The organism is Bradyrhizobium iriomotense (assembly GCF_030160715.1).
Taxonomy (GTDB): Bacteria; Pseudomonadota; Alphaproteobacteria; order Rhizobiales; family Xanthobacteraceae; genus Bradyrhizobium; species Bradyrhizobium iriomotense.
In genome coordinates this window covers 144350-169379 of the sequence record NZ_BSOW01000014.1, presented here as the reverse complement: position 1 = coordinate 169379, position 25030 = coordinate 144350, and the positions used below count along the sequence as shown (strand labels likewise).

Below are 25030 nucleotides of genomic sequence, written 5' to 3'. Positions count from 1 at the left end.
CCGAATTCCCCCAATCAAGACTGAACTCATGCTGTATTCCGCAACTATCAACGTCATGGTCAAAGCCGCGCGCCGCGCCGGCCGCAGCCTCAAGCGCGATCTCGGCGAGATCGAGCACTTGCAGGTCTCGCTGAAGGGGCCGGCGAATTTCGTCTCGCTCGCCGACAAGCGCGCCGAAGAAATCCTCTACCAGGATCTCGCCAAGGCCCGCCCCGGCTACGGCTTCATCGGCGAGGAAGGCGGCACGCGCGAGGGCACCGACAAGAGCCACACCTGGATCGTCGATCCACTCGACGGCACCACCAACTTCCTGCATGGCATTCCGCAATTTGCGATCTCGATCGCGCTGGCGCGCGAAGGCACCGTGATCGCGGGCGTGATCTACAATCCTGCCAATGACGAGCTCTATATCGCCGAGCGCGGCAAGGGTGCCTTCCTTAACGACCAGCGCCTGCGCGTGGCCGGCCGCCGCCAGCTCAACGAATGCGTCATCGCCTGCGGCCTGCCGCATATCGGCCGCGGCGACCACGAATCCTTCCGCCGCGAGATGACCGCGATCCAGGACCAGGTCGCAGGCCTGCGCCGCTTCGGCGCCGCCTCCCTCGACCTCGCCTTCGTCGCCGCAGGCCGCCTCGACGGTTACTGGGAGCGCAATCTGCAATCATGGGACATCGCCGCCGGCATGATCATGGTCCGCGAAGCGGGCGGCACCGTCAGCGACATCGAAACCCCGGGCGATGCGCTGGTGACCGGCCACGTCGTATGCGGCAACGAGTTCGTGCACGGCGAACTGGTGAAGATTTTGCGGAAGTCGGCGTAAGGTAAGAGCCAAGCCTCACGCTGTGATCATCCGCGAAGGCGGATGATCCAGTATTTCAGAGACGTCAGTTGGATACGGAACGGCCGTGGCGTACTGGATGCTCCGCCTGCGGCGAGCTATATACTTGAGAAGTAAAGCCCCGCGACGGTGAGGGCAGCAAAGATTACCCATGGAACGGCTAAGTCTCGCAAGACGCCGCCCCGACAGGCCGCAGACAGCGTTCCGGGGAGCCAGTAGAGCACGATAAACAGTGTGGTCCCTATGCCGCCCCACTTGACATAGCTGGGTTGCTCATCGATCGGCTTTCGGAAATCACGCCAAACGTAGAGAGCGCCCGTAAGTATGTAAGCGATCGCAATGGCGGCCACGCTTCTCATGGATCACTTGCTCCTTCCGAAACCGTTGGGTCGGCAGAGCGGCTCGATCTGCAACAACTAAGCGTCGTCATCGTCGGATTCCTCGTCGCGATACTCACCGCCGAGGGTCAGGCCCTCGATGGTGGTGGCGCCTTTCTGCTTGATCACCCGGCGAAGCGGGATCGAACTCTCGCTTCGCAATGCCTCCATCAGTTGTTCCGAATGCGTGACAATCCAGATGTCCGCGCGGCGCGATGCCTTGGCGGCCAGCCGCGCCAATGGCGCCAGCAGCGACGGATGCAGGCTGCTCTCCGGTTCGTTCAGCGCGATGAAGGGCGGCAGCCGATAGCCCATGAATACCGCGAGCAGGCAGATGTATTTCAGCGTCCCATCGGACAACTCGTGAGCCTTGAATGGCCGCGGCATATCCGCCAGCTGCAAATCAAATTCACACCAGCCATTTTCTGCCCATGCGCGCAGCTCGGCGCCCGGGAATGCATCCTGGATCGCGTCCTGCAGGTCGGTGGCGTCCTCCCGAATGGAATAGAGGGTCGCAAGGGCGGCAGCCAAATCGCTTCCATCGGCACTGAGCGAGGGCGTTGTGATCGCCAGACACGGCTTTCGTATCGGCGACGCCGGATCGGTGCGAAAGTCATGATAGAATCGCCAGCCCAGCATCGCGTTTCTGATCAGGTCGATTTCAGGGCATTCCTTGCCGTCGGAAAAACCCGCAAGCGCCGTCTCTGACGGCAGCACCGCATCCTTGTGGCTGTTCCAGACACCGCTCTCGCCGCGGACGCTGACGAGCGAATTTTTCCGCTCCATGAGTCGAACCGTTCGACTGCCTTGCGTCGCCTCGATGCTTTCGGCCTTGATCATCGGCTCGCCGGAAAATGCCGCCTCAACCGGGCCGGGAAATCCGAGCTCAATGGAATATCTGAGACGATCGAACCTGGCCGACAAACGCAGTCGCCCATCTTCGCCTCGCTTGCGAAGGCCGGACCAGCAGACGGAATTCAATCCGCCTTCCTCGGCGATCGTGCGTGTGATTCGACCTGCCGCCGCGTCGCGCAACAATGACAAGGACTTGTAGAGATTGGATTTGCCGACACCATTCTCACCCACAAACACGGACAAGGGGTGAATGGGTATCGAGAGCTGGCGAATGGAGCGATAATTGGAGATCGCAACGTCGGTCGGACGCATCACATGCTCTCAATCGGCGGGGTGGCTATGCATTGGTACTGCGGTGCGAATGCATGCCCCTTCAATCCAGAGCTGCAGTCTGGATTGACGCCCCCGAGAAAGCAAGCCGACCGATCCGGCGCTCAGTGGCCGGCTTTTGCCGGTGCGGGCGGCCCGTACGCCTCGCCGTCCCTCGCCGCCTTCGGCTCCCGATCTCCGGCCAGCACGCGCTGCACCGAGACGAAGAATACCGGCACCATCAAGAGCGCCAGGATCACCACCGCGATCATGCCGCCCATCACAATGCTGCCCAGCGACTGCTGGCTGGCGCCGCCGGCGCCGTGGGCGATGGCCATCGGCAGCACGCCGCAGATGAAGGCAAGGCCGGTCATCAGGATAGGGCGGAAGCGCAGGCGGCAGGCCTCGATGGTGGCTTCCACCAGCGGCTTGCCCTCTTTCCGCAGGTCCTTGGCGAACTCGATGATCAGGATCGCATCCTTCGCCGCAAGGCCGATGATGGTGATCAGGCCGACGGTGAAATAGACGTCGTTCGGCAACCCCCGCAGCATCGCCGCGATCACCGCGCCGACGATTCCGAGCGGAACGGTGAGCAGCACCGCGAGCGGAATGGTCCAGCTCTCATAGAGCGCGGCCAGACACAGGAACACCACGAACACCGAGAGCGCCAGCAGGAACGGCGCCTGCGAGCCCGACAGTTTTTCCTGGAGCGACTGCCCGGTCCATTCATAGCCGAAGCCGCGCGGCAGCTTGCCGGCGAGCCGCTCCATCTCGGCGATCGCATCGCCCGAGGTGAAGCCGGGCTTTGCCTCGCCCGAGATGCGCACCGCCGGATAATAGTTGAAGCCCGCGATCTGCGTCGGTCCGCGCGACCATTCGACCGTCGCGAAGGAGGAGAACGGCACCAGCTGGCCGTGGCTGTTCTTGACGTTGTAGTTGAGGATGTCCTCGGTCTTCATGCGGTCGCGCGCGTCGGCCTGCACCACGACGCGCTGCATGCGGCCGCGGTTCGGGAAGTCGTTGATGTAGTTCGAGCCGAGACTGGTCGAGATCGTGTTGTTGATGTCCTCGAAGGTGACGCCGAAGGCGCCGGCCTTCTCGCGGTCGATCACGAGATTGACCACGCCCGCCTCGGGCAGGCCCTCGACATAGACCTTTTGCAGCACCGGGCTCGCATTGGCTTCCGCGATCAACTGGTCGGCGGCGCGCATCAAGGCCGCATAGCCCTTCTGGCCGCGGTCCTGGAGGCGGAACGAGAAGCCGGAGGAGTTGCCGAGATTGTCGATCGGCGGCGGCTGCAACGCCGAGATCTTTGCGTCGCGGATCGACGACAGGTCGCGGTTGATGTCGGAGACGATCGCGGCTGCCGAGTCCTTCGGACCGCGCTCCGACCAGTCCTTCAGCGTGATGAAGGCCTGCGCGGTGTTCATGCCCTGGCCGGAGAAGCTGAAGCCGGTGAGGAAGGTGACGTCCTTCACGCCGGGACGTTCGGCGAGATATTTCTCGACCTTCTCGATCACCGCCTCGGTCCGGGCATAGGACGAATCCGACGGCGCCTGCACGTCGGTGGTGACGAAGCCCTGGTCGTCGACCGGCAGGAAGCCGCCGGGCAGGTTGACGAAGGCCCAGGACAGGCCGACGAGCAGCGCGGCATAGACCAGCATCAGCCGTCCCGTGCGCTTCAGCGAGAAGCCGACGGTGCGGGAATAGCCTTCCTTGCCGCCTTCGAGCATGCGGTTGAACCAGCCGAACACACCCTTCTTCGCATGGCCGTGGCCGGCCGCGACGGGCTTGAGCAGTGTGGCACACAGCGCCGGCGTCAGCGATAGCGCGAGGAAGGCGGAGAAGCCGATCGCGGCGACCATCGTCACCGAGAACTGGCGGTAGATGATGCCGACCGAACCCGGGAAGAACGCCATCGGCACGAACACCGCCATCAGCACCAGCGTAATGCCGATGATGGCGCCGGTGATCTGCAACATCGCCTTGCGCGTCGCTTCCTTCGGCGGCAGCCCCTCTTCGGCCATGATGCGCTCGACGTTCTCGACCACGACGATGGCGTCGTCGACGAGGATGCCGACCGCCAGCACCATGCCGAACATCGAGAGCATGTTGATGGAGTAGCCGGCAAGCAGCAGCGTGGTACAGGCCCCCAGCAGCGCTACCGGCACGACGATGGTCGGAATGATGGTGTAGCGGATGTTCTGCAAGAATAGGAACATCACCACGAACACCAGCACCACGGCTTCGACCAGCGTCGACAGCACCTTCTTGATCGAGGCCTCGACGACCGGCGTGATGTTGTAGGGGATCTCGTAAGAGATGTTGGCCGGGAAGAAGCGCGACAGCTCCTTCATCTTAGCCTCGACCGCGCTGGCGGTCGCCAGCGCATTGCCGGTCGGCGACAGCAGCACCGAGAGGCCCGCGGTCGGCTTGCCGTTCAGGCGGGTGTTGAACTGGTAGCTGAGGCCGCCGACCTCGACGCGCGCGACGTCGCGCAGGCGGACGGTCGAACCGTCCGGATTGGCGCGCAGGATGATGGCGCCGAATTCGTCCGGCGAGGAGAGCTGGCCCTTGACCAGCACCAGCGCGGAGATGCGCTGGTCCGCGGTCGACGGCTCGGCGCCGATGCTGCCCGAAGCCACCTGCGCGTTCTGCGCGGTGATCGCCTTGTTGACGTCATCCGCCGTCAGCCCGTAGCCGACGAGCTTTGCCGGATCGATCCAGACGCGAAGCGAGCGCTCGGTCGAATAGAGCGTGGCGCGGCCGACGCCGGGGATGCGGCGGATCTCACCGAGCACGTTACGGATCATGAAGTCGCCGAGCCCGACTTCGTCCAGGCTGCCGTCGGTCGAGTTCAGCGTGATGATCTGGAGCACCGCGCTGGATGCTTCCTCGATCAGGATGCCCTGCTGGATCACCGCGCGCGGCAGGCGTGCCTCGACGCGCTTGATGCGGTTCTGCACCTCGACGGAAGCCGCGCCGGTGTCGGTGCCGGGCACGAAGTTGGCGATGATCTCGACCTGGCCGAGCGAGTCGCTGGTGGACTCGAAATTGAGGATGCCGGAGGCGCCGTTGAGCTCCTCCTCGATCAGCCGCGTGACGCTGTTGTAGAGGTTCTCCGGCGAGGCGCCGGGATAGCTGGTCGAGATCGAGATCGAGGGCGGCGCGATGATCGGATACTGCGCGACCGGCAACAGCGGGATCGAGATCGCGCCGACCAAGCAGATGAACAGCGCGACCACCCAGGCGAAGATCGGCCTGTCGATGAAGAAGCTCGGCATTTGCCGCTTTACCCTCGTTGTTTCATTAGTCCCTCATGGTGAGGAGCGCGGAACGCGCGTCTCGAACCATGAAGACCCGGCTCTCTCCTGCGGCCATCCTTCGAGACGCCCGCTTCCAGCGGGCTCCTCAGGATGAGGGACAAAGACCCTTGCGACGCTTTGGCGTTACCGCGTGACTCGCTGAGCGTGCTGAGCATCCGCCGTCGCGTCGGCCTCGGCCCAGGACTGCGGCTTGACCCTGTCGCCGGCGGCGAACTTCTGGAAGCCTTCGACCACGACCTTGTCACCGGCCTTGAGTCCGTCGGTGACGAACCAGATGCCGTCCTGTACCGAGCCGGTGCGCACCGGCTGCACCGCGATGCGGTTGTCGTCCTTGACGACGAACACCTCGCTGCCGCCGCCGCCATTGCGCTGGATCGCCTGCTGCGGCACCGCGATCGCATCGGAATCGATGCCCTGGTCGATACGGACGCGGACATACATGCCGGGTAGCAATTCGCGCTTGGGATTGCGGAACTCGCCGCGCAGCGTCACCTGGCCGGTATGGGCGTCGACCTTGGCGTCGGAGAACAGCAGCTTGCCGTCGAGCGAATAGGTCGTGTTGTCGTCGAGCACGAGGCGGACCTTGGCGGCGTCGGCCGCGATGCGGTCGAGGTCGCCGTTCTCGAAGGCACGGCGAAGCTGGTTCAGCTCGGTGACCGACTGGGTGAAGTCGGCGTAGATCGGATCGAGCTGCTGCACGGTGGCCAGATTGGTCTCGTTCTGCACCACGAGCGCGCCTTCGCTGACGATGGCCGCGCCGACGACGCCGTCGATCGGCGCGCGCACGGTGGCGTAATCGAGGTTGAGCTTGGCGCGCGCGAGTTCCGCCTTGCGGCCCTCGACCTCGGCCTGGGCCTGGCGCTCGGCGGCGATCGTCTTCTCGTTCTCGGCTTCGGGCGCCGCGCGCTGGCTGGTGAGCATGGCGATGCGGCGCGCCTGCTGTTGCGCCTGCATCAGCGCGGCCTCGGCCTTGGCAAGCCCCGCCTCGCTCGCCATCACCTCGACCTCGAACGGCCGCGGATCGATGCGATAGAGCGGATCGCCCGCCTTGACCTCGCTGCCCTGGCGGAACAGGCGCTCGACGACGATGCCGGAGACGCGCGGCCGCACCTCCGCGACGCGCGTCGGCGCGATCCGGCCGGGCAGCTCGCGCACAACGGCGCGGGCTTGCTGCTTGACGACGACGATGCTGACATCGGGTTCGGAAGGCTGAGTGGCGGAAACCGCGGAGCTGGATTCATCACAGCCCGCTAGCAGCGGCGCAAAGGCCGCGAGCATCATTGCAACGCATGCCGATCGCGCTCGAAGTCCTGACATGAAGTGGGGTGCCCCGATGTTGTCCAAATTCACACGCCGCATGGTTGCCCCTGTGCGGGCGAAACCTCCGTGGCTTGCGGCTCAAAATAGAATGGATGTGCTGCGACGCAACGCGTCGCTCGGGCGGCTCAATGTCACACGACCTATCGTGCTGAGTTTTCGCCCGTTTTTGGGATTCACCGGATTGTGAGTCCGGTTCCACGGCTGCTTGCTGCGACAGAACAACGCAAGGAAACGTTGCGAGCCAGAGACGTACGCCCGCGACGACGCAAATGATCTGCCGCTGCTGAAGGCGAAGCGGGTCTAACCACCCTGTCTCACACTGTCGAGAAATTCTTCGCGTTCGCCAGGCGCGTAACCCTGGGAAGCTCCCGGATACGGCCCATCGTAACCACTGTACGGTGCCGACCGGTAATGGGGCAGCGGCCCAGCTGGCGCGTAGGCAAAACCCGAAGCGGGGTCTGAGGCGATCATGCCCGGATCGGGACGAACAATAGCGTGCCGCTGGTGCGCATGATGCACCGTAGCCGCGTTTGCAGAGCCAAACAGGGTGACCAAAAGGCTCAAGGCCAAAATAGGACGCATTGCATTTCTCCAATCGACCCCGCCACGCCGGTTAAACTAAGGCTCAGGCCGCGCCGTCCCAACGAACAACGGCTTCACGATTGGTCACATCGCTGGCATCACGGGCCACCGGGTGGTGCAGTCCGGCATTTTCGGGGACGGGCAAGCGCATAGGCCAAAGATCACAGCACGCATCCGCAGCGGGCCGATTGGGCATAAGCCAAGAGCCGGGGGTCGGCCTTGGAATGCGCTTCGCAAAAGCGGTCTATGATCCGGATGGCTTTCTCGCTGTAGTCCCGTTGCCAATGCCCCAGCCCATGTAAAGCGCTCTCCTGGCAAGCAATCGAGTCGAGCTGAAGGACGCGCTCCATGGTACTCAGCGCGCAATCATGGAGAGTTGGCAAATCTGGATCGCCGGCAAGCGCCAGGCTCGGAAACACGTCCCACCACATGTAGCAAACACAGTTCAATGTTCCAGCATCGGCTTCGCTCAGGTGAGACAGACCAGGCGTGCAACGAGGCTCGAACAGTTTCGCAAAGAGAGTAGCGATGGAGCTTATGCAGCGGAGCCGGTCTTTGATCGGCACATCAATTGAACAAAGCCATCTGTTATCGCCGCTAGCGCTCGTATTCACGAGGTAGGTCAAACCTTGTGCAATCTGGCTGTCGGCAAATCCCCGCAATGCCGGCTCCGGGTCTTCAAACAGTCGAGTGAGATGAGACACGGCCTCCATCGGTGGCGGATCCCACCAATCATGGTCCGGATCGAAGTACCAGGGAGCCTGCTGAAAGCGAACCTCGCGTCCAAATGCGTGCTCCAGCCAATCATCATAAGGCAGGTTTTGCAGGCGCATCACGAAGGCCCCAGCTGATCGCCAAACGGCGCGGTCTCCAACCTTTCCGCCTGCTGCTACGTCTTGTCCTTGCCGGTTTTTTCTCGTGCGGCCAAGTGAAGATCCAGCTCTTTGAGCCGCTCGATCATCAACTCCACGATCTCTTCGTAGTCAGTTGGCGTCAGTGAATGCACGCCGCGTAACATCATTTGGTTCTGGAGGATCGCCGCCATCATGGCTTTGACGCTCACGGGAGCTCCGTCCGAAAATCAGATCGTCATCAAATTTGATTCTGAAGTAGATGCCAAAGATACCGAACACGCAATGCCCGTACCATTACGGGCAACAGTGGACAGCGAAGATCATCTCTGCGTCGCACAATTTGGAGCAGGTAGCGCGCGCCTTTAGTCCTGAACAGGTGTCGTGGCGATCCGCTGGCAGGGAAGGCACCGGTAGACTTGTACGGCCTTGCGATCTGCAATCGCGGGCAGTCGTCCGAGGAACGTCATTTCGCACTCGCACTTCTCGCACACGGGAGTTCGCTGAGGGTTTTTGTTGGATCGCATTGCAATTGCAGCGCTTACCCGATCCGTGCAGCGCTCGACAGTTGGGATATTTACGGGGGCGCCTAATACCAAGATCGTGGCTTCATCGAAAACGCTCGTGACCCAAATCGGACTCCGGCTAACCCTTCGCGTTAACTTACGCGGCGCGTTCCTTGTCTGACTGCTCCCCGACAGCGCCCGCGGTTTCTTCCATACCCTTTTCGTAATTGCCGGCGAACCTCTCGATGCTGTCGGCCCACATCCTCAGCACTGAGACCTGAAAGTGCATTATTGGCTTCAGGGCATTCATGCCGATTGCCGTCGCTGCGGTGATCCGCCTTCGTGAGTCGCTGGCGATTCGGTTTGCGTTAGGGGTCTTGTCCATCATGCTGTTCGCTCCTTCTGCTCTGTTGTTGCCAAAGCTAAGTGTTGGATTTTGCAGTGCGCGATTCCAAACACTCGGCCAAGATTTGATCCGCCGCGAGCCTCGCACTTCGATCGTCGTGCAATTCGTCCAGTTGCTTCAAATAAGCGACTGCAGCTATTTGCAAGAGATCGAAATCATACTCGCCGGTATCACTAAGATTGGTGACGTAGCGATAGAGGGCGGAACGCGTGCTATCGTTCTCGCTGATGCCGCTGTGGAGCAGCAAGTAGTTCCGCCAAGCGAACGCACACGCGCCTTCTATGGATTGAGAAGTCATGAGCACCTCCCGAAAGCCAGAGAAAGATTGACGAGCCGTTTCGTTCCGCGAATTTGTCAGGCGTGATGGTGTTCCGTAGCTGCGCCGCAAGGTATTTGCGCGCGGGCGATATCGGCGCTGCGGTCGGCGACGTTCATGGCACAATCGATCACGAATGACCCGTGAGCGTGTTCCCAGGAAAATGAGGCTGCAGAACGTGCGCGACTTCCGGTTCTGGAGCCCAATTCGGTCTGATCAGCGCGACGAATTCAGAACCTCGCGCCCCGCCGTCGGGTTCTTGTTGAGGCTCCGCAAGCTGGAGGGCGACGGCGCCTTTATCGAGCGCTGATCGACAGCAAGAAGGCTACAATCCTTTTTGTATCGCCGGATCCGAGCCCGCTATAGGGCTTCATATTGTTGCCAGGCACGACCTCGTCTGGACTGGCGATAAAGCGCGCGAGCTTTGCCTCATCCCAAGCGAAGTCGGCGTCCTTCATTGCACTGGAATAGCCATACCCCGACAGTGACCCCGCTCTTCTTCCAATGATGTTGAAAAGATTTGGCCCCATTCGATTGTCGCCCTCCTTGATCGTGTGGCACGTTCGACATGCGTTGTTGAACAGTTGTTCGGGTGTATCGTCCGCGCGAGCCTGCGAGAGCGACGTCTGGTAGATGCATGAGGCCATCACAGCGCCTACCGCCATCACGGAGATCTGCCATTGCATTTTGCATGCCCGCATCGTGCGCCTCCACCGTGAAACAACATGTGCCAGGGCCACAAGTTCGCCTTGGACAATAGTGAATCTAGTTTTCCGTACGTTAGGGTAGACCCTTTCGGTCAGGGCACTCTCGGCCGGTTTACCAGCGAATGCCACAACAGCGCGCGGATGATGAGGGGAACTCCGATCGCCGCTGGCACCAGCCAATAGGTGAAGTGGGGCAGGTCTTTCCAAATCGGCAGCTGCTTTCCGTTGTCCACGTAGAAAGCGATCAGGAGCAAAACGTAAGATGCTCCCATGCCAGCAATATGCAGTCTCACCCAATAGCGCCAACGCTTCCGCCGGGCCCGGCGGCCCAGACGCGCCGCCGCAAAAGCCAGCGCTCCGAGAATAAACAGATGGTAGTCCTCTGCCCAACGCACCGCGGCCAAGCTGCTCGACGTCAGGAAGACCCCAGCCAAGCACCAAAAATAAATGGTTCCGTAGCGGGGATGGCGACCGGGACGTTTCTGACTGAGCATGGCAATGGCACCCGCGACCGTGCAGGCAAGCCCCAGCAGGACATGAACGCCCACTGCGCCCAGAAAGATTGGATCGGTGGAAGGTATTTCAATTCCCGCTACGCTGGTGATCCCTTCGGTCATGCTGATGCTTCAAGCACGTCCACGATCTCCCGGATTTTTGGAAGCCGCCTCGTACCTTCGTCTGCTTGGTGGCCCAATTCGGACCGCTGGTAACGTCGGCTGTCGCCGGCGTAGCGGACCTCATGCATACGCTGAACCGTCGCGCGCGAGATTATGAGAACCCGCCCTGTCCCGCAGCCTTCAACCGGTAATGGCTGACGCCCCATTCGGTGCCGTCGGCGTGACCGAACAGGCCAGCGGTGGCGAGGAAGAACCAGCGCCAGCGCCGCATCCACAGCGCGGTCTCATGGCCATAGACCGGGCGCAGGGCCGCTTCGATCGCCTCGCGGTTGCGGTCGAAATTGGCCAGCCAGTCGTTCGCGGTGCGCTGATAATGCGTGCCGCTCCAGCACCATTCCTTCTCGACCTCGAACAGGTCGCCATATTGCCTGACGAGGTGATGGCTCGGCATCACGCCGCCGGTGAAGAAATGCTGCGCGATCCAGTCGTCGCGGTCGGTGCGGTCGAACAGATACGAGCCGGAGCGATGGGTGAAGATGTGCATGAAGAAGCGTCCGTCGGCATCGAGCCAGGAGCGGACGTTCGTCAGCAGCTTGCGCCAGTTCATCATGTGCTCGAACATCTCCACCGAGACGATGCGATCGAACCGGCGGTCGGGCGCGAACACGTTCATGTCGGACGTAACGACGCGAAGATTTTTGAGGCCGCGCAGCCGCGCCTCCTCCTCGATATAGTCGCGCTGCGAATGCGAGTTCGAGACCGCCGTCACCTCGGCATGCGGGAACTGCCGCGCCATCCAGAGCGACAGCGAACCCCAGCCGCAGCCGAGCTCGAGGATCGACAGCCCATCGGCGAGGTCGGCATGCGCGACGGTCTGGCGCAAGCCTTCCTCTTCCGCCTCCTGCAATGTGGTCGCAGCCGTCTTGTAGAAGCAGGACGAGTATTTGCGGTTGGGGCCGAGCACGGATGCGAAGAAGGCGGATGGCACCTCGTAGTGCTGGGTGTTGGCGGTATCGGCATGCTCGGCGATCGGCCGCAGCATCATCTGGCCGACGAACGCCGTGTCATCCGCCGCGGTGTGGCCGGCAAGGCGGGTCGCGGTACGCGAGCACAGCCGCTGGATCGCGGCGCGGACGACGACGTCCGGCAGCGGCACGCGCTCGGCGGTGCCGATGATGGCGGAGACGAAGCTCATGCGGTCACTCCCTTGACCATGGCTTTGGGCGGCAATGGAAAGAAGGCGCTGGTTCGCGCCTGGTAGGCCCGATAGCGCTCGCCGCGCGAGCGCAGCATCTGCTGCTCCAGCGGGGGGATGCCGGTGACGTGGACCAGGATCCAGTACATGAAGACCGGCGCGAGCACGCTCGCCCAGCCCCATGCGTAGCCGGTCGCAAGGCCGATCACGGGATAGGCGAGCCAGCACAACCATTCGAAGAAGTAGTTGGGATGGCGCGACCAGCGCCACAGGCCGACATCGCAGACCTGGCCTGCGTTGACCGGGTCCTGCCTGAACCACCGCAACTGCGCATCCGCCAGCCCTTCGCCGAGGATGCCGATCAACAGGATGGCCGCGCCCAGAAAGTCCTGGACGCGCAAGGCGGGCTCTGGGACATGCGCGGCAACGAAGACCGCAAACACCAGCGGCACCGAGCCGAGCGCCTGGTTCTGGAGGAAGATGAACATCCGCCGCGGCGCATCAAACCCCCACTCCTTCGCAAACGCGGCATAGCGCGGATCGTCGGAAATGCCTTTGGTGCGGATCGCGATATGCGTGCCGAGCCGAACTGACCACAGCGCCACCAGCCCCGCGACCAGCCATTGTCGTGCGTTGGGCGCATGGCCAAAGACCGGCCAGAGCGCGCTGCCGGCGCCGACCAGCCCGACGGAAAACGTCCAGACAGTATCGACCCAGCCGGAATTGCCGGTCCGTTCGCGCACGACCCAGGCAAGCGCCATCAGAAGCGCGAGCGACAGCGCGATGATGGCAAGCGCCCCGAGATAGGTCGTCATGCAAAAAATCCGACTTGAGCCTGTGAAACGCCGAAGTCTTGCAAGATACGTAAGCTTCAAAGCCCGGTTTCAGCTTTGGGTTCCCTGTCCTGCCCCGAAATCGGCCCCTCCCAGCTTTTTTTGCGCTCGCGCTGTGCCATAGTGCGGGCCGCAATTTGAGGTTTCGCACGGATGACATCGGCCATGCCGCCTGGCACTTCGCCCCGCTCCCACATGGACATCGAGTTCATCAAACTGTCCTCCCCCAGCGTGTTCCTGGTGCGGATGCTGGTGTTTCTGGTGCTCTGCTCGCTGGTCGGCGTGGTGCTCTACAAGCAGATCATCACCGCCTTCTTCGCCAATCCCGGCCTCAACGCCCTGATCGGGGGCGTGCTGTTCATCGGCATCATCCTGGCCTTCCGCCAGGTGATCCGGCTCTATCCCGAGGTCTCCTGGGTCAACAATTTCCGCATCGCCGATCCCGGCCTGGCGCCCTCGCGCCACCCGAGACTGCTGGCGCCGATGGCGGCAATCCTCGGCGGCGAGCGCTCCGGGCGGATGAGCATCACCCAGACGACCATGCGGCACCTGCTCGATTCAATCGCGACCCGCCTGGACGAGGCCCGCGACATCTCCCGCTATATGACCGGATTGCTCGTCTTCCTCGGCCTGCTCGGCACCTTCTGGGGCCTGATCGAGACCGTGGGCTCGGTCGGCAAAGTGATCGACGGGCTGAAGGTCGGCGGCGACGCCGGCGCTTTGTTCGACACCCTCAAGGAAGGCCTCGCCGCCCCGCTCGGCGGCATGGGCATCTCGTTCTCGAGCTCCTTGTTCGGCCTTGCCGGCTCGCTGATCCTCGGCTTCCTCGACCTGCAATCGAGCCAGGCCCAAAACCGGTTCTACACCGACCTCGAAGACTGGCTCGCCACCACCGTGCGCGAATATGGCAGCGGCGAGGTGGCGGCCGTCGCCAACGGCGGCGGGGTCGCCTCCGGCGAGCTCCAGGCGGCGGTCGAACGGTTGCGCTCGGTGCTCGAGGAAGGCAATGCCAGCCGCGGCACGACCGCGGCGATGGCAAGCCTTGCCGAGGCCATCCAGGCGCTGGTCTCGCACATGCGCACCGAGCAACAGATGATCCGCGAATGGGCCGACGGCCAGGGCGAGCAGAACCGCGAGATCCGCCGCCTGCTCGAGCGCCTCGCCCGCCAGCCGGAGAAGAGTTGAGGACTAATTGAGGTATCGCGCCCCGGCTCAGCAGCGCAGCACGCAGTGATGCGCTGCTGAGCCGGGGCCCAGTACCTTACGCGTGAAGCACTGGGTCCCGGTTCTGCGGTGCACCGCCAAGGCGCTGCACCGCGTCCGGGATACGAAAGTGGAGACAGACGAGATGCCTCTTGCCCGCGCCCGCCGCAGCGAAGGCCCCTTCAACTACTGGCCCGGATTCGTCGATGCGCTGTCGACGCTGGTGCTGTCGATCGTGTTCCTGCTCTCGGTCTTCCTGGTCGTGCAGTTCTTCCTGTCGCAGGAGGTCACCGGCAAGGACAAGGCGCTGGAGCAGCTCAACGCCAAGATCGCGCAGCTCAACGAGCTGCTGTCGCTGGAAAAGCTCGGCAAGCTCAGCCTCGACGACCAGGTCGCGCAGCTCAAGGCCGGGCTCGCCTCCGCCGAGACCGAACGGAACCGCCTGAAGGGCCTCTATGAGGGGCTCGCGAATGCCGGCAACGACGCGCAGGGCAAGACGACCGAGCTCAGCAAGGCATTGGACTCCGAGAAGCAGGTGTCCGCGCGGGCACTGGCGCAGATCGAGGTGCTGAACCAGCAGATCAGCGCGCTACGGCGGCAACTGGCTGCGCTCGAGGAAGCGCTCGACGCCTCCGAGAAGCGTGACAAGGAATCGCAGACCCGGATTGCCGATCTGGGTTCTCGCTTGAATGTTGCTTTGGCCCAGCGCGTGCAGGAATTGTCGCGCTACCGCTCGGAATTCTTCGGACGCCTGCGCGCCATCCTCGGCAACCGACCCGACATCCGCGTCGTCGGCGACCGCTTCGTGTTCCAGTCCGAAGTGTTCTTCGACACCGGCCAGGCGACACTGTTGCCCGAGGGCCGCGCCGAGCTCGACACGGTGGCGAACGCGCTGATCGAGCTGAACAACAAGATCCCGAACGAGATCGCCTGGGTGCTGCGCGTCGACGGCCACACCGACGTGCGGCCGGTCAGCGGCGCCAACTTCAAGTCCAACTGGGAATTGTCCTCGGCCCGGGCCATCTCGGTGGTGCAGTATCTGATCTCGCTCGGCGTGCCCGCCGAGCGCCTGGTCGCGGCCGGCTTTGCCGAATTCCAGCCGCTCGATACCGGCAACACGGAAGACGCCTTCAAGCGAAACCGCCGCATCGAGCTGAAGCTGACGGAGCGATAGTGAGCTTCGACCTCCGCCTCTATCGCGCCGAGGACGAGGCGGCGGCCATCGAGCTGTGGCATCGCACCTGGCAGCAGGCCTATCCGCAGATCGACTTCGCGGCGCGGCTGGACTGGTGGCGCGAGCGCTGGCGCAAGGATCTGGTGCCGAAGGCCTCGATTGTCGTCGTCGAGCAGGACGGCGCGCTGATCGGCTTCGTCACCATCGACGGCGAAGGCTATCTCGACCAGCTCGTGGTCGACCCCGGACAATGGGGCTCGGATGCCGCGCGGCTTCTGGTCGACGAGGCCAAGCGCCTCTCGCCCACTCGCGTCACATTGCTCGTCAATAAGGACAACACCCGCGCCATCCGCTTCTACGAGCGCAACGGCTTTGCCCATGCCGGCGACGACGTGAACCCGACCTCGGGCCGACCGGTGCTGCGGATGGAATGGAAGCCGTAAGGCAGGCCTCCCAATCAAAATGTCGAAAACAACCCCATGCAAAGTAGCGCCGCCATCGTCGGCGCCGGGACGTAAGTGTCTCAAACTCAATCATTTGCGGGCGTAGCTGAGCAATCCGGGCCCTCTCCGCAGTCATGCCCCGGCTCGACCGGGGCATCCAGTACGCCGCGGCCTCTCCGTATCCTCGCACTGTCTCTGGAATACTGGATCACCCGCTTTCGCGGGTGATGACACCGTGAACGAGGTAGCAGTCGGGACGCCTCACGCCCCCTCGAACTGCAACCTTGCCAGCCGCGCATAAAGCCCGTTCGCAGCCACCAGCTCGGCATGCGAGCCCTGCTCGACGATCCGGCCCTGGTCCATCACCAAAATGCGGTCGCATGACAGCACCGTCGCGAGGCGGTGTGCGATCACGATCGTGGTGCGATGGCTCATCAGCTCTTCCAGCGCGGTCTGCACCAGTGTCTCGCTCTCCGCATCCAGCGACGAGGTCGCCTCGTCGAGCAGCAGCAGCGGCGCGTCGCGCAGGATCGCGCGCGCGATCGCGATACGCTGGCGCTGGCCGCCCGAAAGCGTCACGCCGCGCTCGCCGAGCGGGGTCTCAAAACCTTCCGGCAGGCGGCGGATGAACTCGGCGGCATGCGCAAGCTCGGCGGCGCGCTCGACCTCGGCATCGGTCGCATCGGGCCGGCCGAAGCGGATGTTCTCGCGCGCGGTGGCGGCGAACACCACCGAGTCCTGCGGCACCAGCGCGATGCGCGCTCGCAGCTCGCGCGGATCGGCCGATTTGACCGGCACGCCGTCGAGCGAGATAGCGCCCAGCTTCGGATCGTAGAACCGCAGCAGGAGATGAAACAGCGTGCTCTTGCCGGCACCGGACGGGCCGACGATCGCGACCTTCTCGCCGGGGCGCACGTTGAGCGAGACGCCATCGAGCACCTTGACGTCGGGCCGCGCCGGATAGGCGAAGCTCACCTTGTCGAAGCCGACCTCGCCGCGCGCAGGCTGTGGCAGCGCACGCGGCATCGCCGGCGCGGTGATTTCGGGCTGCACATGCAAGATCTCGAACAGGCGCTCGGCAGCACCGGAGGCCGCCGCGACCTCGCCCCAGACTTCGCTGAGCTGGCCGAGGCCGGCGGCCGCGAAAGCCGTATAGAGCACGAACTGGCCGAGACGGCCGGGCGTGATGGAGCCGATCAGGACGTCATGCGAGCCGATCCAGAGGATCGCGACCACGCTGGTGAACACGATGAAGATGATGATGGCGGTCAGCACCGCGCGCGCCTGTGTCGAGGTGCGTGCCGCTTCATAGGCCTGCTCGACCTCGCCGCCGAAGCGCTTTCCGGCGAGCTGCTCGCTGGTATAGGCCTGCACGGTGCGAATGGCGCCGACCAGCTCGGAGGCGTAGGCCGAAGCGTCCGCGAGCGTATCCTGCGCGTTGCGCGACAGCCGCCGCACCCAGCGTCCGAAGGCGACCAGCGGCAGCACGATCAAGGGAATGGCGAGCAGCACGAAGCCGGAGAGCCGCGGGCTCGTGATCACCATCATCGCGACCGCGCCCAGAAACATCATCATGTTGCGCAGCGCGATCGACACCGAGGCGCCGACCGCGGACTTGATCTGGGTGGTGTCGGCGGTGAGCCGCGAGACCAGCTCGCCGCTGCGCGCAGCATCGAAGAAGGTCGGCGAAAGCGAGAGCAGATGGCTGAACACGTCGCGCCTGAGATCGGCGACGATGCGCTCGCCGATCGTCATCACGAGGTAGTAGCGCGCCGCGCTTGCCAGGGCGAGCACCGCGACGACCGCGATCATCACGGCAAAATAGCTGTTGATCAGCGCGATGCCTTCCGGCGTGAAGCCGAAATCGATCATCCGCCGCACAGCGACCGGCACCAGCAGCGTGGTCAGCGCGGCAATCGTCAGCGCGACGAACGCAAGCGCCGCGCGGCCGCGATAGCGGGCCACATAGGGCGCAAGCGCCATCAGCGGGCGCAGCTTTGCCCGGCTCTTGGCCGGCTGCTCGATCAGCTCGGCCTCGATCGATGGGGTGTCCGCGGCGTTCATCTCGGGCTGATCGACGTCCCGGTCATCAAGCCGTTCCACTGCGCTCATGAGATCCGACCCATTGGATTGCTCCGCTCCCAATAGGCCGGGGCAAGGATGGTGGCAAATCCGGGCTGTCCCTTAGGGGCAAGCCCGGTTAGCCAGTCCCCGCAATGGCTTGTTTTGCGAGGGTTCGTGGGGTATAGAGCCGCCCAAATCCGTCATTCGCTAGCCACTCAATGAGGCGCCGGGGCGCCGAGGAATTGCCATGAAAGCCGAGATTCACCCGAATTATCATACGATTACCGTCGTGATGACCGACGGTACCGAGTACCAGACCCGCTCCACCTGGGGCAAGGAAGGCGACAGGCTTCAGCTCGACATCGACCCGAAGTCGCACCCGGCCTGGACCGGTGGCTCCGCCCAGATCATGGACCGCGGCGGCCGCGTCTCCCGGTTCCAGAAGAAGTTCTCGGGCTTCCTCAAGAAGGATTGATCCGGCCGATCAGGCCGCGACGAAAAACGCCCCTGGGAGACCAGGGGCGTTTTTGTTTTGTAAGCTGTCATTCGGGGCTCGCCCTTCGGGCGCCCCGGAATGACGAAGAGAGTTGGTATAGAGCCTACCCCTCGAACGCAGCCTTGAGCGCGTTGAGCTGGGGCACCAGGGGATTGCCGATCGGCATGCGGTCCGCCGGCGGGGTGTGGATGCTGGTGTCGAGGCGTCGCACGCGCGTTTGCAGGCTCATCGAGCGGGTGATCAGGTCCTGCAATTGCTGCGGCAGCTTCTCGATCGTGTCGGCGGGGCCGGGATCGGCCGCGGTCAGCTTGACCTTGGTCTTTTCGCGGTTGGCCTGGACCAGCGTCATCTCGCCTTCCTTTACCGCGCGGTGCAGCAGCAGCCAGGATGCCAGCTGCATCAGGCGGGTGGTGAGACGCATGCTTTCGGTCGCGTAGGTCAGGCTGACGGCGCGGTCGAGCGCCTTGGCCTCGGTACGCCCGGCGCCGTCGAGATAGGCGGCGGTCTCCTCGACCAGGTCCATGCCTTCGCGGAACAAGGCGCCGAACGCCGCCGAATTGGTGAATCGTTCGCTGAGTTGAACGAGAGCGCCGTCGACCTGCAAACGTTCCATGGATAGCGCCCCTTACGCAACTGTTTACCATCCGGCTTTGGCGCCGGCTTATGATGAACAAATCATTGCGCGAGGGCGGCGCGAAGTCCAGCAGCAACCGCGTTTATGGTTTCCGCGCCTCGTTGCGCCAAGGCGGGACACGCAGCGCAAAAAAAAGAGCCGCCGGAGACCGGCGGCTTTGAAAGTTGATAACAGGGAGGCGTCAAACAGAGTGGACAGGAGCCACTCGGTGTCCAAACGAGGACGGTTCCAGTCATAAACGCGAAAGCTTAATCGAGCGTAAACGAGCGATTTTTTTGAGGGTTCGTTAGCCATGTCGGCCATTGGCCGAGCCGACGGCAGAACAAAACTCTCCACACGTCACCCCGGCGAAGGCCGGGGCCCATAACCACAGGGTTGTGTTATGGCGCGACGATGTGGCCCTAGCGTTCGCCAAACTCAATCCTGTGGCTATGGGTGCCGGATCGACGCTCCGCTACGCGTCGCTTGTCCGGGACGACAGCTATTGTGAGGCTGCTACGACTTGAAAATGCTGTTCGCGGCGTCGCGCGAGGCGCGCTTCTTGGTTGCCGCTTCCTCGAGCCTTGCGATCTCGGATTGCAGCAGCGCGATGCGCTCGGTCAATTCCTCGACCGATAACAGTGAGAGGTCCTGTCCGATCTCGTGGCTGACCTTCTTGCGCGGCCGGTCGTCGTCATCCATCGCCATCGTCGCTCCTCCATCACAACCGAGGCCCAAGCGGTTGCCAGCGCGTGGCCCGCTGGCTAATCAAGTGCCTCGTTCAATCCCGCACCTTTTGGCAAGGACAAATCATGGAAAAGCTGCCTGCGCAAATGACGGTGGTCGCCATCTCCAAGCCCGGCGGTCCGGAGGTGCTGGTGCCCGAGCAGCGTGCGCTGCCGCAAGTAGGTCCCGACGAAATCCTGATCAAGGTGATGGCCGCCGGCGTGAACCGGCCAGACGTGGCGCAGCGCTCCGGCGCCTATCCGCCGCCGCCAGGCGCCAGCGACTTGCCGGGCCTCGAGGTTGCGGGGGAAGTGGTCGCGGTCGGCAGCAACGCCAAGCGGCACAAGATCGGCGATAAGGTGATGTCGCTCGTCGCCGGCGGTGGCTATGCGCAGTACTGCATCGCCCAGGACGCGCAGGCGATGAGCGTGCCGCCGGCGCTGTCGATCAAGGAAGCCGGTGCGCTGCCGGAAACCCTGATGACGGTCTGGCACAACGTGTTCGAGCGCGGCGGGCTGAAGGCGGGCGAGACGCTGCTGATCCATGGCGGCTCCTCCGGCATCGGCACCATGGCGATCCAGCTTGCGAAAGCGTTCGGTGCGAAGGTGATCGTCACCGTCGGCTCGCAGGACAAGATCGATGCCTGCCTCAAGTTAGGGGCGGACCGCGCGATCAACTACAAGAACGAAGACTTCGTCGCCGTGGTCAAGGCGGAGACCGGCAATGCCGGCGCCAATCTGATCCTCGACATGGTCGCCGGCGACTATGTCGACCGCAACTACGATGCCGCCGCGGTCGACGGCCGCATCGTGCAGATCGCAACCCTCAACGGCCCCAAGGTCACCGTCAACATTGCCAAGGTCATGGTGAAGCGCCTGACCCATACCGGCTCGACCTTGCGCCCCCGTAGTAATGCGGACAAAGCGGCGATGGTGGCCGCGATCGAGGCCAAGGTGATGCCGCTCTTGCGCGAAGGCCGCGTCAAACCGCTGATGGACAGCAGTTTCCCGCTGGAAAAGGCGGCGGAGGCGCACCGGCGCATGGAGACGAGCGCACATATTGGCAAAATTGTGTTGGAGGTCTAGCCCGCACGACCCGCAAGCGAGGTGGAAACCCTTTGATTTTCCTCGCTTTCGTGGCATCTATCGCGAAGCGCCGAACCATCTCGTTCCGTTCGGAAATGCACTTAGCACTGAAGAGTTTGCGTCGAACGCGGAGAACTGACCTTGCGTCTGATCAGGTGCCTCGCGCCCATAGCGCTGGGCCTCATGATTCTTTTCGCCGCGCAGCCTTCACGCGCGCTTGACGCCGTCAGCGTCCGCAGCGACGCGCCCGCGATCGACCTTACCGCTGTACTCGAGCACCAGCGCAGCGACGCCGACCGCATCCAGGTGTCCACCGCGCCCGGCACCGACGGCATCGTCCGCCGCATCGAGGTGCGGGCACGTGAGGGTGGCCAGAACTGGGTGGTGTTCGCGCTCGCCAACAACACCGACGACCAGCTCGACCGCCTGATCGTCGCGCCGCATTATCGCATCGTCTCGTCCGGCCTGTTGTGGCCCGACCTCGGGCTGTCGCGCATCGCGACCATCACGCCGTCGGTCGGCGACCGGCCCGAGCGCCAGGAAAGCGCGACCGCCGACGTCTTCCGCATCACGCTCGATCCCGGCTCCGTCGTCACCTTCGTCGCGGAACTGCGCACCGACAAGCTGCCGCAGCTCTATCTGTGGGAGCCCGAGGCCTACAAGGACAAGGTCAACTCGTTCACGCTCTACCAGGGCATCGTGATCGGCATCTCCGGGCTCCTGGCTCTCGTTCTCACCATTCTGTTCGTGGTGAAGGGCAGCATCATGTTCCCGGCCGCCGCGGCGCTTGCTTGGGCGGTGCTGGTCTATATCGGCGTCGATTTCGGCTTCTGGGGCAAGGTGCTCGACATGTCGAACAACGCCGAGCGCATCTGGCGCGCGGCGGGCGAAGCGATCTTGGCCGCGACGCTCTTGGTGTTCCTGTTCGCCTATCTCAACCTCAGCCGCTGGCACGTGCGCTATTCGCACATCACCGTGGGCTGGCTCGCCTTCCTGGGCTCGCTCGTCGCGCTCGCTTTGTTCGATCCGGCCGTCGCCTCCGGCATCGCGCGCATGTCGCTGGTGCTGATCGCCTTCGCCGGCTTTGCGCTGATCGTCTATCTCTCGACCCACGGCTTCGACCGCGCGGTGCTGCTGATCCCGACCTGGTTCCTGCTCGTGATCTGGGTGGTCGCGGCCGGCATGACGGTGGCGGGCTCCGTGACCAACGACATCGTCGGGCCTGCGCTGCTCGGCGGCCTCGTGCTGATCGTGATGCTGATCGGCTTCACCGTCATGCAGCACGCGTTCGCGGGCGGCGGGGCCACCACCGGCGTCGTGTCCGACATCGAGCGGCGGGCGCTCGCGCTCGCCGGCTCCGGCGATCTGATCTGGGACTGGGACGTCTCCGCCGACAAGGTGTTCACCAGCCCCGAGACCGAAGCGCTGCTCGGCCTGAAACGCGGCACGCTGGAAGGGCCGGCTGCGACCTGGCTGGAGGTGCTGCACCCACTCGATCAGGATCGTTTCCGCGCCGCGCTCGACAGCGTGCTCGACCAACGCCGCGGCCGCCTGGTGCAGGATTTTCGCCTGCGCACCCCGGACGGTCATTTCATGTGGTTCGCGCTGAAGGCACGGCCCGTGGTCGGCTCCGACGGCGAGGTCTCGCGCGTCGTCGGCACGCTCACCGACGTCACCGAGCTGCGCAACGCCGAAGAGCGCCTGCTGCACGATTCCGTGCATGACAACCTGACCGGCCTGCCCAACCGCAAGCTGTTCATGGACCGCCTCGGCGCCGTCGCGAATTTCGCCAAGACCATGCCGACGCTGCGGCCGACTCTGATGGTGATCGATCTCGACCGCTTCAAGCAGGTCAATGATTCCGTCGGCATCGCGGTCGGCGATTCCATCCTGCTCACGCTCGCCCGCCGCCTCACCCGCATCCTGAAGCCGCAGGATACGCTGGCCCGGCTCGCCGGCGACCAGTTCGGCCTGATCCTCTTGTCGGAGCAGGATTCCGCCCGCATCACCGCCTTTGCCGAGACCATCCGCAAGACCATCCGCGCGCCGATCGCCTTCAACGACCGCGAGATCTTCCTCACCGCCTCGATTGGCCTCGCGCTCTCCGATCCGCAGACCCAATTGACGGACGAGATCATCAAGGACGCCGAGCTTGCGATGTATCATTCCAAGCGCATCGGCGGCGACCGCATCGACGTCTACAAGCCCGCGATGCGCGCGCGAAAAACCGACCGCCTGACGCTGGAGAGCGAGCTCCGCCGCGCCATCGAGCGGCAGGAGCTCACCATCCTCTACCAGCCGATCGTGCGGCTGGAAGACCGTTCGATCGCCGGCTTCGAGGCGCTGTCGCGCTGGGATCATCCAAAACTCGGGCGGATGTCGCCGTCGGAATTCATCACGATTGCGGAAGAGACCGGGCTGATCGTCGACCTCGGCCTGTTCGTGCTCGACCAGACCGCAAAGCAGCTTTCGGTCTGGCAGCGCGCGATGCGCTCACGCGAGCCGATCTTCGCATCCGTCAACGTCTCCTCGCGGCAATTGCTCCGCCACGACCTCATCCACGACATCCGCACGGTGCTGTCGCGCTCCTCGGTCGCACGCGGCACGCTGAAGCTGGAATTGACGGAATCGCTGGTGATGGAGAATCCGGAGCACGCGGCCCAGATGCTGACGCGGATCCGCGAGCTCGGCACCGGGCTGTCGCTCGACGATTTCGGCACCGGCCATTCCTCGCTGGCCTATCTCCAGCGCTTCCCCTTCGACACCATCAAGATCGACCAGTCCTTCGTGCGCACCACGAGCCGCGGCACCCGCCCCGTGATCCTGAAATCGATCATCGCGCTGGCGCATGACCTCGGCATGGACGTGGTGGCCGAAGGCGCCGAGACCGATTCCGATGCGGTCGAGCTCTACCAGTTGGGCTGCGAATACGCCCAGGGCTTCGCCTTCGGCGAGCCGATGGACGCCGACGCCGCGATGCGGCTGCTCACCGAAGTGCGGCTCGAAGCGGCGAGCTGATCTCAATACATGCGCTGCCTTCCCTACGAACATCTCTGTTAGAGTCCGGCAATGCAGCTCGGTAACCTGACCTTTTCTCGCGACGGCGCGCAGCTGTTCCGAGCGGCGCTCACGTGCGATCAGTTGAACCTGCTTGAAGCAGTTCTCTCCCGTTTACCCCGCAATCACGCCGGGCTCAGGCTGAGAGGCGTTGAGGGACTTGCGCCTTTCTTGGCGTCAACGGGACAAATAGGCGGCTGCGCCGCCTCGGCGCTTGGCGGCGACTGCCGGCCCGTCAGAGCTATATTGTTCGACAAGACAGCCGAAACGAACTGGGCCTTGGGCTGGCATCAGGACCGCACGATCGCCGTGAAACAGCGCGTCCCCGTTGACGGTTTTGGGACCTGGAGCGTCAAGAGCGGAATGCTGCATGTCGAACCACCCTTTGAGCTACTGTCCGGCATGGTGACCTTGCGGGTCCATATCGATCCGGTACCGGCGAGCAATGCACCGCTATTGATCGCTCCCGGATCTCATAAGCTCGGACGGGTTGCGGAAGCTGATGTTCGTGAAGTTGTTCGGCGTTGCGGCACGGTTGCGTGCTTGGCCGAACCTGGCGACATCTGGCTTTATGCGACACCCATTCTTCATGCCTCGGAAGCCGCCGTCGCGCCCGTGCACCGTCGCGTATTGCAAGTGGACTTTTCTGTCGAACAGCTTCCCCGCGGCCTGGAGTGGCTGGGTGTCTGAGGGGTCTCTATCAGCTCGCAAAGACTGTCTTGCGGAGAGAAACCCCTCATCCGGCGCTTCGCGCCACCTTCTCCCGCAAGGGGAGAAGGGACGGCACCACGCTGCTAGCGCCGCCGCTCGCTCGGCATTTTCCTGAACCGCACGCTCTTGCCGTCCGGCATCCGCGTCGCCGCGAAGCCGGCGGCGAGGCAGGCTTCGCGCTGCGGCATCTGGATATCGGGGCTGCGCAGGCTGTCCCACCATGAGGCGCGCTGCGCCGCACGCGGCAGGGCTGCGCCGATGATCTCCTCGATCTGGTCAAAGCTCAGCACGAGCTCCATCTGCTTCTGCCGCTTCAGGTAATCGCGCAAGGCGTCGTAGTCGTTCACCGTCGTCCTCGATCGTTCATCGGGGCCCGACCTTGCCGAAAAACGCTAGCCCCGGAAACCGTTTCTTAACTGA

At 63.6% G+C, this 25030-nt stretch carries 24 protein-coding genes; 8 read left to right on the top strand and 16 right to left on the bottom strand.

All coding sequences use genetic code 11. The annotated features are described in order from the left end of the window. The first annotated feature begins 28 nt into the window (after positions 1-28). Positions 29-820, top strand: coding sequence for an inositol monophosphatase family protein (locus QQL28_RS21105; protein ID WP_284268363.1), 792 nt, complete (start codon positions 29-31; stop codon positions 818-820). A 434-nt stretch (positions 821-1254) separates the two neighbouring features. Here QQL28_RS21105 and QQL28_RS21100 read toward each other — a convergent pair whose 3' ends face one another. From QQL28_RS21100 to QQL28_RS21045, 12 genes are all read right to left on the bottom strand, one after another. Beyond that, positions 1255-2382, bottom strand: coding sequence for an AAA family ATPase (locus tag QQL28_RS21100; protein ID WP_284268361.1), 1128 nt, complete (start codon positions 2380-2382; stop codon positions 1255-1257). Positions 2383-2504: 122 nt separating this feature from the next. Next, positions 2505-5663 carry a multidrug efflux RND transporter permease subunit gene (locus QQL28_RS21095; protein ID WP_284268359.1) on the bottom strand — a complete coding sequence of 1053 codons (3159 nt, stop codon included), beginning with the start codon at positions 5661-5663 and terminating at the stop codon, positions 2505-2507. A 165-nt stretch (positions 5664-5828) separates the two neighbouring features. Then, entirely contained in the window at positions 5829-7022 is a 1194-nt protein-coding gene (locus QQL28_RS21090) for an efflux RND transporter periplasmic adaptor subunit (protein ID WP_284268358.1), read from the bottom strand. A gap of 746 nt (positions 7023-7768) precedes the next feature. Next, positions 7769-8440 (bottom strand): hypothetical protein, encoded by a 672-nt coding sequence (locus QQL28_RS21085; RefSeq protein WP_284268357.1) that lies wholly within the window; start codon positions 8438-8440, stop codon positions 7769-7771. Between the two features lie 56 nt (positions 8441-8496). Beyond that, positions 8497-8670, bottom strand: coding sequence for a hypothetical protein (locus QQL28_RS21080; RefSeq protein WP_284268356.1), 174 nt, complete (start codon positions 8668-8670; stop codon positions 8497-8499). 451 nt (positions 8671-9121) lie between these two features. After that, complete coding sequence (locus tag QQL28_RS21075; RefSeq protein WP_284268355.1) at positions 9122-9352, bottom strand: hypothetical protein; 231 nt, start codon at positions 9350-9352, stop codon at positions 9122-9124. Between the two features lie 34 nt (positions 9353-9386). Continuing rightward, positions 9387-9668, bottom strand: a complete 282-nt coding sequence (locus QQL28_RS21070) for a hypothetical protein (RefSeq protein ID WP_284268354.1) — start codon at positions 9666-9668, stop codon at positions 9387-9389. Positions 9669-9982: 314 nt separating this feature from the next. Continuing rightward, complete coding sequence (locus QQL28_RS21065; RefSeq protein ID WP_284268352.1) at positions 9983-10372, bottom strand: c-type cytochrome; 390 nt, start codon at positions 10370-10372, stop codon at positions 9983-9985. 113 nt (positions 10373-10485) lie between these two features. Beyond that, on the bottom strand, positions 10486-11010 hold the full coding sequence (locus QQL28_RS21060) for a hypothetical protein (RefSeq protein WP_284268351.1): 525 nt from the start codon (positions 11008-11010) through the stop codon (positions 10486-10488). Between the two features lie 151 nt (positions 11011-11161). After that, positions 11162-12205: an SAM-dependent methyltransferase gene (locus tag QQL28_RS21055; protein ID WP_284268349.1), complete on the bottom strand. Its 1044-nt coding sequence runs from the start codon at positions 12203-12205 to the stop codon at positions 11162-11164. Beyond that, positions 12202-13020: a DUF1295 domain-containing protein gene (locus QQL28_RS21050; protein ID WP_284268346.1), complete on the bottom strand. Its 819-nt coding sequence runs from the start codon at positions 13018-13020 to the stop codon at positions 12202-12204. Before QQL28_RS21050 ends, QQL28_RS21055 begins: the two co-directional genes overlap by 4 nt. 56 nt (positions 13021-13076) lie before the next feature. Further along, a complete protein-coding gene (locus QQL28_RS21045) occupies positions 13077-13205 on the bottom strand; it encodes a hypothetical protein (protein ID WP_284268344.1) in 129 nt (42 codons plus the stop codon). On the opposite strand from QQL28_RS21045, the gene QQL28_RS21040 reads away from it, so the two are divergent. From QQL28_RS21040 to QQL28_RS21030, 3 genes are all read left to right on the top strand, one after another. Continuing rightward, on the top strand, positions 13204-14223 hold the full coding sequence (locus tag QQL28_RS21040; RefSeq protein ID WP_284268342.1) for a flagellar motor protein MotA: 1020 nt from the start codon (positions 13204-13206) through the stop codon (positions 14221-14223). The genes QQL28_RS21045 and QQL28_RS21040 overlap by 2 nt on opposite strands. Before the next feature lie 163 nt (positions 14224-14386). Next, positions 14387-15415 (top strand): peptidoglycan -binding protein, encoded by a 1029-nt coding sequence (locus QQL28_RS21035; RefSeq protein WP_284268340.1) that lies wholly within the window; start codon positions 14387-14389, stop codon positions 15413-15415. Continuing rightward, positions 15415-15858, top strand: coding sequence for a GNAT family N-acetyltransferase (locus QQL28_RS21030; RefSeq protein WP_431309623.1), 444 nt, complete (start codon positions 15415-15417; stop codon positions 15856-15858). The genes QQL28_RS21035 and QQL28_RS21030 overlap by 1 nt, the downstream gene beginning before the upstream one ends. Before the next feature lie 261 nt (positions 15859-16119). Here QQL28_RS21030 and QQL28_RS21025 read toward each other — a convergent pair whose 3' ends face one another. Then, positions 16120-17970: an ABC transporter ATP-binding protein/permease gene (locus QQL28_RS21025; RefSeq protein WP_284268338.1), complete on the bottom strand. Its 1851-nt coding sequence runs from the start codon at positions 17968-17970 to the stop codon at positions 16120-16122. 199 nt (positions 17971-18169) lie between these two features. Between QQL28_RS21025 and rpmE the strand changes: the two genes are divergently transcribed. Then, positions 18170-18397, top strand: a complete 228-nt coding sequence (gene rpmE / locus QQL28_RS21020; RefSeq protein WP_284268336.1) for a 50S ribosomal protein L31 — start codon at positions 18170-18172, stop codon at positions 18395-18397. Between the two features lie 124 nt (positions 18398-18521). On the opposite strand, the gene rcdA is transcribed toward rpmE, so the two are convergent. Together rcdA and QQL28_RS21010 are read right to left on the bottom strand one after the other, a co-directional pair. Beyond that, positions 18522-19031 (bottom strand): protease adaptor protein RcdA, encoded by a 510-nt coding sequence (rcdA, locus tag QQL28_RS21015; RefSeq protein WP_284268334.1) that lies wholly within the window; start codon positions 19029-19031, stop codon positions 18522-18524. A gap of 516 nt (positions 19032-19547) precedes the next feature. Beyond that, the gene (locus QQL28_RS21010) at positions 19548-19739 is read right to left on the bottom strand and encodes a DUF1192 domain-containing protein (RefSeq protein WP_284268332.1); all 192 of its coding nucleotides are present in this window, start codon (positions 19737-19739) and stop codon (positions 19548-19550) included. Between the two features lie 104 nt (positions 19740-19843). Here QQL28_RS21010 and QQL28_RS21005 point away from each other — a divergent pair, with 104 nt between their 5' ends. From QQL28_RS21005 to QQL28_RS20995, 3 genes are all read left to right on the top strand, one after another. Then, positions 19844-20842: an NAD(P)H-quinone oxidoreductase gene (locus QQL28_RS21005; protein ID WP_284268331.1), complete on the top strand. Its 999-nt coding sequence runs from the start codon at positions 19844-19846 to the stop codon at positions 20840-20842. Between the two features lie 141 nt (positions 20843-20983). Beyond that, a complete protein-coding gene (locus QQL28_RS21000; protein WP_284268329.1) occupies positions 20984-23860 on the top strand; it encodes an EAL domain-containing protein in 2877 nt (958 codons plus the stop codon). Positions 23861-23911: 51 nt separating this feature from the next. Beyond that, a complete protein-coding gene (locus QQL28_RS20995) occupies positions 23912-24589 on the top strand; it encodes a phytanoyl-CoA dioxygenase family protein (RefSeq protein WP_284268328.1) in 678 nt (225 codons plus the stop codon). Between the two features lie 104 nt (positions 24590-24693). Here the strand turns inward: QQL28_RS20995 and QQL28_RS20990 are convergent, their stop codons facing one another. After that, the gene (locus QQL28_RS20990; protein ID WP_284268327.1) at positions 24694-24957 is read right to left on the bottom strand and encodes a DUF7662 domain-containing protein; all 264 of its coding nucleotides are present in this window, start codon (positions 24955-24957) and stop codon (positions 24694-24696) included. Positions 24958-25030: the final 73 nt, after the last annotated feature.